Genomic DNA, 12,508 nt, shown 5'->3' on the forward strand with positions numbered 1-12,508 from the left:
TTTAGTTAGTAGCTACGTTGGCTGCAATAGCAATTTGATAAACAATCTGAGTAATGTCTTTAACCGCTTGCAATAGCTTGGTATCGATAGCAGGCAATACGATGATCTGATCACCTGGTTCTAACTTACTATCGTTGCTTGCTAGGAATGAGCTGTTGATGCTGGTAAAGGTAACATTACCATTTTTACGAACAATAAGGATTCGTTCGTCTTCAGCACGTTCAGTGAATCCGCCGGCCCAAGCAACATAATCTTCAGTCGTGGCTTCTGGGTTAAAGACTACTGACTGAGGAAGTAACACTTCACCACCTACGTGCACTAAGTCAGTTACCTCTGGGATGACAATAGTGTCATTCGGTTCTAGCAGAATATTTGCGATATCACCATTTTCAGAAACTACGACTCTGCCCTGAGGCTCAATTTGGCGAGCACGCGCAATAAAGTCAGCGACAAGCTGAGCTTCTTGGGCACGGATGGCTCCTTCACCCGTCGAGCTAATGGGAGCGGTATACATGCTCCGCTCAAGACGCTGAAGACCTTCTTCGATGATTTCTTTTTGCTTTACAGCAACGCTTTCTCTTAACAGATAAATATTCTGGGTATCAGAAAGGGCTGTATCTGCTTCGATGTGATCTAGTACATCGATAAGGCGTGTGCCTTTATCAACCATAATCTGAGATGCGCCAGCAAATGCGCCAGCCACATTAATGCGATAGATTTGGGGCTCGTGGTCAGCAAGGTATTCAACTGTGTCGCCTGCACTTAGTTCAAGTGAAGCAAATTCATCCAAACTCAAGTAGCGAGCGAACTGTTTGTTATTTCGAATACCAGATACCGAAGCATGGGAGGAAAACTCACCTGGCCGCGCAAAGTAATTCACCACGCCGCCGTTCAATTCTTCGTTAAGAAACTCAAAGGTGAAGCTATTTCGAGCGCCTGTTTCAACGACAATAGTGTTGCCAATTGGGTGCACTAATATGGTATCGCCATCTTTAAACGACATCTGAGGCAACTTACCATTTCTGAAAAATGCATATAAATCGGCAGTAGCGACTACTTTACCATTGCGCACTACGTCTATCTGCCTAAAACTTCCGCGCTGAAAATCAATACCACCGGCGCGTTTTAGGTAATACAGCACGCTATCTGAGGCGAGCCCTGCATATTGACCAGGTCTTAGCACCGGGCCAGAAACGAAAATTGACACGGGCGTTGATGTAAGAAGGTTAACGTAAACATTTACATCGTTTGTATAAACCTGTCTGATTTTTGCAGTAACGGTTTGATTTACACTGCCAGCAGGTGTATTTGCAACACGGATAGGACCAATGTTAGGAATAAAAATATTGCCTTGATTATCAACGGTTACTACGTCAGAAAAGTTAACCGCCCCCCACAGCCATATTGAAATTTTATCGCCCGGTGCAACGAGATAGTTATCATTAAGACCTGTGCTGCGTTCTGACTCAAATCCACCAATAAATAAGTTGGCTGCAAAAGGTGGGTTTTCCATAGGCGCTTGCGCAGGAAAAACAGTATCAATAGTTGGCTCGCCAGGTAAGTTTACGCCATTACGAGGCTGGGTTGAAAACTGTCCCATGGTATTCGCAGAACTGCTAGCGCCTGGAAGCGTTCGCTGGGTTGAAATACTCAATGGCGATACGGACTGATTAGCAATGCCGCTACTCTGGCTCTGCTGAGCTCTTTCTCTTAATTGCTGCAATTGTTCCACGCTTTGCGCGCTTGCAGTGCCCACATAAGCGAAAAGAAGTGACGTTGCACAAGCCGCTAGCGTCAGGCGCTTTAAAGTTTTTTTGATGCTGGTTGACTGCATTTATCTATTCACCTTGCACTGTTGCCGAAGCTACTAAGGGAGTAATAACTCGCCATTGACCGTTTCGCTGACATGTCGTCATTTTACGCTGAATATCAGAAGACGCTGTTTCACCGTCTTGTAAAGAAAATCGGATACATTTATTGCCTGTGGCGGATATATAGTGCTTCAAGGACTCGTATTGGTGGCCATTGAAGCGTATTGAAAATGATTCCTGCGTATCATGATAAATGTTGGCTTTTGGAATATTTATTGCAAGCTCTTTGTCCGGTGCAAGGGAATAAGCAAGAGAAGAATGCACCAAAGGAATGTCAGCCTTAGTGGCGGTAGGAGTGTTAGAACACCCAGCTACGCCTACCGTAACTACGATAGGTAAAATTAGACGAGATAATTGTTTGAACATTAGCTTTCATATCCATATAGCAATTTCGCGCTAGGATAACATAAGTTTTAAAAAAAGCATGTTCGCTATCGCAGTTGCTGAATTGTCTGAGTCTTCACCAAGACTGCAATATAGAAGACAAGTTCATATCAATAGTGTAACTCGATATGTTTTTGGCATTGCAAAGACTGGAAATAGACGAGTAAGTTAACAGGTTAAAGGAATAAAGAAGTTATTCAATCGTTACAACAGAAGCTGAGATAGTTCGAGAGAGGCGGCGAGAAGACGCACAACAGGTTCTCTTTTTAGCGGTGATTAAGGTTATTCTCGCAACAAATGAGTTTTTGACACGTTTTGATACGTTATTTATGCATGAAGGGTGGTTACTTAGACAAATGTTTTATATTATATCGAAGTTTTCTATCCGCATACTCATAACAAGATGCCCTCATCGCGCTGGAAGAAATGGAAGTTGTAAATAAATGGAAGCAACATTTAGTTTTTTATCAAAATTTGCATGTGTATTGACAGAAACTACTACAAGTAGCTGTGTTTTTGTCGGTAACGCGAGGTTGTGTGTTTTATGCTAGCTTATTTGCAGTTTGTCCCGCTTTTTACTGCATTTTTCGTCGCCCTTATCCTTTTGGTGGTCATGACGCCTTTAGCGCATCAATTTGGCTTAGTTGACCAACCATCAGCGCGAAAACGTCACGCCGGAATTGTACCTCTAACAGGTGGTGTGGCTATTTTTATGGCCGTGCTTGTTGCCAGCGTCGCGACAGATGTGTGGATGAAAAACAATCCTCTGTTTTTCACCGCATCAGCATTTGTTGTCTTGCTTGGTATGTTGGATGACCGTTTTGACCTGAGTGCCAAAGGCCGCCTTATGTGCCAATTTGGTGTTGCAGCGATCATGGCATGGAGCGCGCAAAACTATATTACATCTTTGGGTAATATCTTCGGAACAGGTGAGGTATTTCTCGACCTAGGTGGGTATTTCTTTACGATCATTTGTGTGGTCGGTGTCATCAATGCGTTTAACATGATAGATGGTATTGATGGATTAGCCGGCGGTATGAGCCTTGTTATTCTATTAACAGTTGCGGGCTTTTTGATCTTTACTGGTAACGGAGCCTCCATCATGGAGCCGCTTATCATCGTTGCAGCTATTGTTCCGTTTCTTGCTTTTAATTTGAGTTGGAAAGGGTTTAAAGGCAATAAGATATTTATGGGTGATGCGGGCAGTATGTTCGTTGGGCTCACTATCGTATGGTTGCTTGTGGATCACACTCAAGGTGAAGCTGCCGCATTTAGGCCCATTACTGCGGTGTGGTTAGTCGGCCTTCCATTAATGGACATGGCCGCGATCATGTATCGCCGTGCACGGAAGGGGCAATCAATGCTCAAACCTGACCGTCAGCACCTTCACAATATCTTTATGCGTGCAGGGCTTAGCAGTAGAAAGTCACTTGTTGCTATCCTTTTGCTCGGAGCATGTTATTGCTTAATCGGTATATTAGGAGAAGTCTATCAGGTAGCTGAAGCCGTCATGTTCTGGGGCTTTATTGGGCTACTCGTCGTGTACAGTCTTGTTATCCAACATATTTGGAGTGTACTGCGCTTTGTGAAGCGATTAACCGCATAGTTTGAGTAAAATCGTGGCAGGCTTTGTAAAATCTCTGTAACATGCCAACAAATAAAAGCGCACAATTAAGGCGCTTTTATTTTCTTTGTTACTTTTTTACGTTGGTAAAATTCTTGATAAATCAATTCTCTATTCTTCAAAATAACAATAAAAAACAGCATGTCGAATCGATAATTGCTATGGCGGTTTACCAAGCTGACAATGCGAAGTGGCTTCGCGAAGCCATTGAAAGCATGACTGAGCAGTCTTACACAGATTTTCTTTTCGTTATTGTCGCCGATGGACCTGTACCTCAAAAAATAACTCGCGTACTAGAAGATGTAGCAAGCAAAGACGACAGGGTAATAATAGCGTCGAATAGTCACAATGTGGGGCTAGCAAGTAGCATGAACTCAGTTGCTGAGTTCGGTATGCAGTTTAACCCATCGTTTTTCATAAGAATGGATGCGGATGATATTTCTGAAGAAAACCGCCTTCTACGTCAAATCACCTACCTTAAAAAGCACAGCAATATTTCGGTGCTAGGTTCAGCACTAACGGAAATTAACGAAAGTGGTGTAAAGGTCGGTGCGCGAGTAATGCCCGCTTCACACAGGCAGATCGTTCGTATCTTGCCGAGACGATGCTCGCTTAACCATCCAACAGTAGTCATTCGTTACAATGTATTTAATGATGGGCATCGTTACGACAGTGACTTGTTAAACACTCAAGACTATTTTTTCTGGATAACCTTAGCGTCTAAGGGTTATATTTTTAGGAACTTAAAAGATCGACTTTTGAAATTCAGAAGGGTAAACAATTTTTATAAACGTCGAGGCTTAAGTAAGTCGCTCAACGAGTTCAGAGCACGTTTATATGCCATACGTAAATTAAAGCAACTTTCACCCTATAACTTTTTTTACGCTTGTGGTGTTTTAGCATTGAGGTTAATGCCTGGAAAAGTGGTTAAACTTGCCTATAAACTTGATAGACATTTACTGGAAAGGTTTGGTAAACATTGAGCGTCGGCGTTGTTGTTATACTATTTAACCCTGATGTTGAGCACGTGCGTAGTCTCATCGATGCGTTTTGTGCCCCTGACTGGAACGTCATCTTAGTTGATAATTCTCCAAGTCCTCAGCAGGCTCTTTTAACAACTGATGTTACTTATCTTCATTACCCCTCAAATATTGGTATCGCCCACGCTCAGAATGTCGGCTTGAAAGTACTCTTTAATGAGGGAAGCGACTACGCCTTTTTGCTTGATCAAGATAGCTTGTTCTCTCCCGATATTGCTGTTGAGTTAGTCAGGCAATTCCAAGACCTTGAGCAACGTTCCCCAATTGCAGCCATTGGCCCTTCTATCTATTGCCAATTTTCAGAGTGTGTCGATCAGGGTGTTCTGCAAAAAGGGAAGCAGGTTTCCGAAAAGTTAAAAACAGTAAAGCAAATCATTGCCTCAGGCATGTTAATTTCCAAACGTGCTTTTGAACGCGTGGGTGAAAAAGAAAATGAGCTCTTTATCGATGGCGTTGATCACGAATGGTGCTGGCGTGCTCGAGCCAAGGGCATGGTTATCTATCAGTCGCTCAGTGCATGTATGCCTCATCGACAAGGCGACGATAGAGTGAAAGTTTGCGGTGTGACATTCAAGCAGGGCGCACCGATAAGGCTCTACTATCAGTTTCGTAACGTACTCATTTTAGCGCGCCGCCATTATGTACCTCTTTATTGGAAACTTCGTCATGTTTGTGCAATACCTCTGAGGTATCTTGTAAACAGATATTGCTTTGAGCAAGGCAAAACGCGAGGCGCTTTCATGTGGGCAGGACTCAAAGACGGATTAAAACGCAAAACCGGCCCCATAGAGCATGCACTAATTCCAAAAAGTAGTGTGAAAAAAAGCGACACTTGATGTGTAGGAAAGGAAGGACAAATCATAAACGCTTTCACTATTATGGTGCATTAGATATTATTTATCCCTAATTTTGTGCTTTTATCGGTGGTTTTGAGCTGTTTTGCCCATTTTCAATACACAGACGCTCTAAAAAGGTAATTGGAACATCGATTGCATTAGTCTTGCGAACAACAGTGAATATGTCTCAGCTTAAGGAATAACAAACGGCTGAAAGTCGACTTAGGCGTGTATTTAGGATTTTAAAAAAGGATATTAACTATGAGTCAGGTTAAAAAAGCGGTAATCCCTGTAGCGGGCCTTGGGACGAGAATGCTCCCAGCAACGAAAGCTATTCCAAAAGAGATGTTGCCAGTGGTTGATAAGCCATTGATCCAATACGTGGTAAGCGAATGTGTTGCTGCAGGACTAAAAGAAATTATCCTAGTAACGCACGCGAGTAAAAACAGTATTGAAAACCACTTTGATACCTCTTTTGAGCTAGAAGCCACACTAGAAAAGCGTGTAAAACGCCAACTGTTAGAAGAAGTTCAGTCAATCTGTCCAAAAGATGTAACTATCATGCATATTCGCCAAGGCGTTGCGAATGGACTTGGTCACGCAGTACTTTGCGCTCGACCTCTGATTGGCGATGCGCCATTTGCGGTAGTGTTACCTGACGTCATTATTGATGATGCAGCAAGTAATCCTAAAAAGGATAACCTTGCAGACATGGTTGCCAAATTTAACACCAGCCGAGTAAGCCAGGTCATGGTTGAGCAGGTTCCAGACGAAGATATCTCTAAATTTGGTATCGCAGACCTAGACGGCGCGGCAATTGCGCCAGGTGAGTCAGCGAAGATTCACAACATGGTAGAGAAGCCGCCTCGCGACGAAGCACCTTCTGACCTTGCCGTTGTAGGCCGATACGTTCTGTCAGAAAAAATCTGGGATCTGTTAGAGTTCACGCCTCCAGGCGCAGGTGGTGAAGTTCAGCTTACTGATGCTATTGATGCATTGATGAAACTTGAACAAGTTGATGCCTACTACATGAAAGGTAAGAGTCACGATTGCGGTAGTAAGTTGGGGTACATGAAAGCTAACGTTGAATATGCGTTACGTCATCCATCGTTAGGCGACGAATTTAAAGAATACTTAGCTTCTGTTGTTAAATAGTCTTACTAGGGCTTGTTGACCTTTAGTGTAGATGAAAGAACAGCAGGCCTAAGGCAATTAAATAGCTTTAAACGATTAAAAATGCGCCCTTGCGGCGCATTTTGTGTGTGTGGAGCCAGCGTACCGCCTATTCGCTTTAGTCCTTCTATCTTACGTGTACATAGCCTTCAATTTTATTAAGCATCTTTTCACCGATACCTTTTACTTGAGTTAATTGTGCGACCTCAAGAAACGGGCCTACTTCTTCACGATATTTAATAATAGCTTTCGCTTTAGATTGTCCAACGCCGGGTAGGGTAATTAATTGCTCTACGGTCGCCGAGTTTAAATCGATACGTTGTTGCTGGCTTGTACCTTCATTAGCTTGCGCATTTCCGCTTTCCGCTGGTTGAGCGTGAACCGCTGGCGTTTGAATGGCTAGTGCAGATAGTACGAGTAAACCTGAGATTAATTTTTTCATCATCTTTCCTTGTATGTTGCTAAGCGCGCCATAAAGCGTTATCGGCGCAATATTTAAGTAAATGGGTTTAAGTCATGTACCAAAGCGCGCTGACTTTTGTAACCTAGATGCAAGCGGAGCAGGCCTCTTTAAAAATTTCCTGTCTTCTGTTGTGACCAAGTTACAAAGCTCAGCACACTTCAACGTGTACAAAGGAAATAATAAAGGTGAACGAGAAAAGCGGTAGTCCAGTTTTAGTACAGTTTAAAGCAGGGGGAGTGATTAATAGAGACATAAAAAAAACGGGCTATTAAGCCCGTTTTGAAATAATTTAAAGGTGTAAGCTAAAATGCTTATAGGCGGTCAAGAAGCGCCTGAGTGAACTCGGTAGTACCTGCTTCACCACCAAGGTCACGTGTTGTGCGATCGCCAGACTCGATCACGTCTTTTAGTGCTGCGCGAATTTTCTCTGCTTTATCGCCCATGTTTAGGTACTCAAGCATTTGCGCTGCTGCCAAGATTACTGACGTCGGGTTAGCTAGGTTCTTACCAGCAATATCTGGTGCAGAACCGTGAACGGCTTCGAAGATTGCACAATCTTCACCGATGTTTGCACCTGGTGCCATACCAAGACCACCGACAAGACCAGCACATAGGTCAGATAGAATGTCACCGAAAAGGTTAGTCGTAACGATAACGTCAAACTGATGCGGGTTCATCACAAGCTGCATACAGCAGTTATCAACGATCATTTCAGCTGACTCGATGTCAGGATAACGCTCACCAACTTCACGGGCTACTTTAAGGAAAAGACCTGATGTTGACTTAAGGATGTTAGCTTTGTGAACAGCTGTTACTTTCTTACGACCTTCACGGCGCGCTAATTCATAAGCAAAAACAACGATTTTTTCAGCGCCGTCACGAGTGATCTTACTCATTGCTTCAGCTTCGTTACCGTCTTCTGATACAACTTGGCCAAGACCAGAGTACATACCTTGCGTGTTTTCACGAACGGTAATGATATCGATGTCTTCGTAACGTGCTTTTGTGCCTTTGAATGACATCACAGGACGAAGGTTTGCGTACAGTTTGAACTGCTTGCGAAGACTAACGTTGATTGAAGTAAAACCTTCTCCAACGGGGGTCGTTAAAGGACCTTTAAGCGCAACTTTGTTTTTTGCGATTAGGTCTAAAGTTTCTTGAGGTAGAAGCTCGCCATGTTCTTCCAGTGCGACTAGGCCAGCATCGGCATAGTCATAGGCAAAGTCACAGCCAACCTTATCTAAAATTTTTGTGGTTGCATCGATAATGTCCGGGCCAATGCCGTCACCGCGAATGACTGTAATACGTTGCTGAGTCATGTGGAGGGATCCTCTGGTAATTCTGTTGTCAAAATCGTTAGGTTTATTCAATTTGTAGCTTGGCGTTTATGAGCCAATTTCTGCCTGCTTACTTATTATAATGGAAAATGTAGGGAAAAAGGGTTAAGCACTGCAAAAGTTGCTGTATTTTATACGATACCTGGCGCAAGTTATAGCCATTCGTAAAGATTAATTAAATAGCCGAGTACGATGTATTGGAGTAAATGGCGTTACTGCGCAAGCGGACAGAACAAACGTGACCCATTGGCGTCTAGTGCGTTTACCACATCATCTCGTCGAATACCTAGGATATTTAAAAGTGTTTTGATATTGATATCCTGAAGTAATGAATAAATATCCTGATTAAATAAGCATGCTTTGGCGAGAGCGAAGCTCAACACCAGAATTACTTGTTCCTTTTGAAGTGATTTAGGAACGTCCGTACTTACTTTACTGCATTGGTGTATAACGGCACGCCACGTCGAGCTTTGATGCCAACTTCCAGCAAGTTCAGAAGCGATTGCTAGCCAAGGCGTGTCAGATTTGACCTTGAATGCGCTATTAATGGACACAGCTTTGGTGAGGTCGACGGGTAATGCTCGTGACACTTTAAACCCTGGTAGCGTGAACAAGGGAGTACAAACAAAGGTCATGGTCAGTGCGGCAGATTGCGGCGAAAATTTCGAATCGGCGAGTTGTGCGAAATAGCTTGCAAATGAACAAGCCAATAAAGTCAATTGCTTGCACATGCCCATCAGTGGAAATTGGTTTTGCGTTAGCCGTTCTAAAAGCGCAAATTGAATAAGCATGTCACCCACACGTTCAATGCCGTAGGTCAAAACCGCCTGTTTAATGCTTTTAACCGGAAGCTGAAGACGGTTGTCCTGACTCGCAGTGTGCATCAAAAAGTGATTAAACGTGGGCACGCTTTCAATTTTTTCGCAAAGTTGTTCAATATCTACATCGCGCTTTTGCAGCTCATCGATAATAGTTATAAGGGCTTTAGGGGGATGCTGAATTGCGAATGTAGAAGGTAAAAATGGTGTGCCGCCATGATTTACTCTCGCAGTGGCGGTATCAGTGTAAAGAGCAACAAAGTGCTCAAACGGCATTGATAGTGAAATGGGAGAGCGTATTGACGATAGAGGCAGCCACTTTCCATCTTCATCATCTTGGCTAAGCATAAATACGTAGCCGTGATTTTGCTGAATGTCGACTAGCGCGCCCGGTACGCCGTTTGCGTAAACCTTTGCGCCAGGTAGCACACCATTAAATAGGTTGATAAGTGGTGCAATAGGGGGACGATGATGTGCTGGAAGGCGTAAAACAATCTGAGTGAAAACCTCACGATAATCTGCTTTTTTTGTTTTAGTAGCGAAAACATTTGCTAGGAGACAAAGCCTTTGAACCATATTAAGCCGAATGTCTGCAACGTAGTTAATTGGCTTGTCTGACCGAAACGCTTTTTGAAGTTTAATGATATCCAGCCAAATCGAGAGATTGTGTTTACGCAAAAAGCGAATGATATTGGCCGTTTGGTCGCTTGGTGTTCCTTTACTTGAAAGCCAGAGGGATGCGAGTAAAGACGCAAGCACATGTTGTAAATAGTGGTCGTTTAATCGGCAAAGCTTGCCAAACAGCGCCAATAACAAAAGATGTTGAGTATCTTTAGGAAGGTCATTATCGATGTGTAACGTTGCTGCAGCAAGCGCTGGATTGGCGTTTACTAAGGTCAGGATCCGTTTAGCGATTTTCAACCAATGGTTTATACGCTGCTCGACAGAAAGTTCAGTTTTACCTAACTGAACCAGGCGTTTAAGCGTGGAAATGATGTCGCTCACTCCCCATCCTTCTAACTTTTTTGGTAACTGGAGTAAGCCCCTTCACCCCATGCAATAAGTTTGTCGTTTTCAAAAAGCAAGGGTGTACATTCATCTTGCGTGGTTAAGCCGTCAGCGCGCACATGTTGTGTCCTAAAAAACATAACCTGAATAGCAGTGGCACCCTGCCGCTTGGCTTCTGTAATGTCAGGTGAGCCTAGTAACGCCAAAACTTCTTCTCTTGTACTGCCTAACTTTAACTTGGTTATTTGGACACGGTTATATTCTTCACGGTCTTTCCAATCCATATTCTCAGGCTTATCGGGATAGAACGCGATAACCATAAAAACAAACACCGCATAAAGGGCGATGCCAGCTAAAATTAGACGAATAACCTTGGTATTCATGACCGTTACTTCTCGTTTTTCTTTACTTGAATGCTACTGCAAGCCAAAGCCCGACATTGTTCGGGAGCCGAGCATAGGCTAAATGTGCACTACATTCATTCGTTAAACAATACTCTCTAATAGTGTACCGCAAAACGACTACTAAACATAAGTAGTAAACGTAAGCAAATGCGTCTTGCCACGGTCTCGTGTTATTCGCTGTTTCTCTTATCGTTCTTTACAACGTAACATGGTTCATACGCGCTACCAGGCAGCTTCATTCTATGCTGTTTTACAAACGACTCGAGTAGCGTATCAACCTTCTCCATCAGTGTACTATCACCGGTGAGCTCAAACGGACCATGTTTTTTGATCTGAGCAATGCCTTCTGCTTTTACATTACCCGCAACAATGCCTGAAAACGCTTTGCGCAAATTGGCCGCTAGATCACTTTTACTTTGATCTAAGTGCAGTTGAAGATCGGCCATACTCTCATGCGTTGGAATAAAGGGCTGTTGAAAGTCTTGTTCAATTTTTAATGACCAATTAAAGCTGAATGCGTCACCCATCGCACCTCTGAACTTCTTCACTTTTTCAAGGTGTTTATTCATGGTGCGTGCTACTTCTTCTGGGTCATCTACAATGATTTGATATTTTGATTGTGCTTCTGGACCCAGTGTTGCACCAACAAAAGCGTCTATGGCTTCAAAGTACTCTTCGCTTCCAGCAGGCCCTGTTAGAATGAAGGGAAAAGGTTGCTGCGCATTGCGTTCATTCATCAAAATGCCAAGCAGATAAAGTAATTCTTCGGCAGTGCCTACACCGCCTGGAAACACGATAATGCCATGTCCGAGTCTAACAAACGCCTCTAAACGCTTTTCAATATCAGGCATGATAATGAGCTCGTTGACAATGGCGTTGGGCGGCTCGGCGGCAATAATACTCGGCTCAGAGATGCCAATATAACGGCCTGTCTTGTGGCGTTGCTTTGCATGACCTATGGTGGCGCCCTTCATTGGCCCCTTCATCGCTCCAGGCCCACATCCTGTGCAAATATTCATGTCACGTAAGCCGAGCTGATAGCCCACTTCTTTCGTGTATTTGTACTCTACTTGATTAATGGAATGGCCGCCCCAACAGACAATTGTGTTTACGCCATCGTTCCCTTCAAGCGCTTTAGCGTGGCGTAGCATGTCAAACACCATGTCTGTGATGTCGTTACCTTCAGCCGGTGCGGTTTGATGAAGAAATGCGTACTTGTTACCCATGTAAAGCAGGTCGCGAAGGACCGCAAATAGATGTTCGTGTACACCACGAACGAGTTTTTCGTCAACGAAAGCCACTTCAGGAGGGTTCACGAGTTCTATTTTTACGCCCCGTTCACGACGAATGAGTTTTATTTCAAAATTTTCATAAGGAGCAAAAAGTGCTTCGAAATTGTCTTCGTCAACGCCGCTGTTCAATACTGCAAGGCAACAGTTTCTGAACATAGCAAAGAGCTCGCTGTTGGTGGCGTCTTGAAGACGAGAAACTTCTACTTGTGATAGCTGGCTCATCCAGCCAACAGGGTTAAGCTGCACTTTCTTCATATT

Annotated in this window: 11 protein-coding genes; 4 read left to right on the forward strand and 7 right to left on the reverse strand. The window is 43.6% G+C overall.

From position 1 onward, the window contains the following. Nucleotide 1 precedes the first annotated feature (1 nt). Both MASE_RS04270 and MASE_RS04275 read right to left on the reverse strand, forming a co-directional pair. Nucleotides 2-1,834, reverse strand: coding sequence for a polysaccharide biosynthesis/export family protein (locus tag MASE_RS04270; protein ID WP_014948527.1), 1,833 nt, complete (start codon nucleotides 1,832-1,834; stop codon nucleotides 2-4). 4 nt (nucleotides 1,835-1,838) lie between these two features. Next, nucleotides 1,839-2,237, reverse strand: coding sequence for a hypothetical protein (locus MASE_RS04275; protein ID WP_014948528.1), 399 nt, complete (start codon nucleotides 2,235-2,237; stop codon nucleotides 1,839-1,841). A 562-nt stretch (nucleotides 2,238-2,799) separates the two neighbouring features. Here MASE_RS04275 and wecA point away from each other — a divergent pair. From wecA to galU, 4 genes are all read left to right on the forward strand, one after another. Then, nucleotides 2,800-3,861, forward strand: a complete 1,062-nt coding sequence (wecA, locus tag MASE_RS04280) for a UDP-N-acetylglucosamine--undecaprenyl-phosphate N-acetylglucosaminephosphotransferase (protein WP_014948529.1) — start codon at nucleotides 2,800-2,802, stop codon at nucleotides 3,859-3,861. Nucleotides 3,862-3,974: 113 nt separating this feature from the next. Beyond that, nucleotides 3,975-4,862 carry a glycosyltransferase gene (locus MASE_RS04285; protein WP_014975841.1) on the forward strand — a complete coding sequence of 296 codons (888 nt, stop codon included), beginning with the start codon at nucleotides 3,975-3,977 and terminating at the stop codon, nucleotides 4,860-4,862. After that, nucleotides 4,859-5,755, forward strand: a complete 897-nt coding sequence (locus MASE_RS04290; protein WP_014948531.1) for a glycosyltransferase family 2 protein — start codon at nucleotides 4,859-4,861, stop codon at nucleotides 5,753-5,755. The genes MASE_RS04285 and MASE_RS04290 overlap by 4 nt, the downstream gene beginning before the upstream one ends. A gap of 261 nt (nucleotides 5,756-6,016) precedes the next feature. Beyond that, entirely contained in the window at nucleotides 6,017-6,910 is an 894-nt protein-coding gene (gene galU / locus MASE_RS04295) for a UTP--glucose-1-phosphate uridylyltransferase GalU (RefSeq protein ID WP_014948532.1), read from the forward strand. Between the two features lie 145 nt (nucleotides 6,911-7,055). Here the strand turns inward: galU and MASE_RS04300 are convergent, their stop codons facing one another. The 5 genes from MASE_RS04300 to ppnN form a co-directional block, all read right to left on the reverse strand. Then, entirely contained in the window at nucleotides 7,056-7,370 is a 315-nt protein-coding gene (locus MASE_RS04300) for a ComEA family DNA-binding protein (RefSeq protein ID WP_014948533.1), read from the reverse strand. Nucleotides 7,371-7,702: 332 nt separating this feature from the next. Beyond that, nucleotides 7,703-8,710 carry an isocitrate dehydrogenase gene (locus MASE_RS04305; RefSeq protein WP_014948534.1) on the reverse strand — a complete coding sequence of 336 codons (1,008 nt, stop codon included), beginning with the start codon at nucleotides 8,708-8,710 and terminating at the stop codon, nucleotides 7,703-7,705. 230 nt (nucleotides 8,711-8,940) lie between these two features. Further along, nucleotides 8,941-10,551: a hypothetical protein gene (locus MASE_RS04310; RefSeq protein ID WP_014948535.1), complete on the reverse strand. Its 1,611-nt coding sequence runs from the start codon at nucleotides 10,549-10,551 to the stop codon at nucleotides 8,941-8,943. Between the two features lie 11 nt (nucleotides 10,552-10,562). After that, nucleotides 10,563-10,937 (reverse strand): DUF3192 domain-containing protein, encoded by a 375-nt coding sequence (locus tag MASE_RS04315; protein WP_014948536.1) that lies wholly within the window; start codon nucleotides 10,935-10,937, stop codon nucleotides 10,563-10,565. 191 nt (nucleotides 10,938-11,128) lie between these two features. Then, on the reverse strand, nucleotides 11,129-12,505 hold the full coding sequence (gene ppnN, locus MASE_RS04320) for a nucleotide 5'-monophosphate nucleosidase PpnN (RefSeq protein WP_014948537.1): 1,377 nt from the start codon (nucleotides 12,503-12,505) through the stop codon (nucleotides 11,129-11,131). Nucleotides 12,506-12,508 lie beyond the last annotated feature (3 nt).

The sequence above is a fragment of the Alteromonas macleodii ATCC 27126 genome, assembly GCF_000172635.2.
In the GTDB taxonomy this organism is placed as follows: Bacteria; Pseudomonadota; Gammaproteobacteria; order Enterobacterales; family Alteromonadaceae; genus Alteromonas; species Alteromonas macleodii.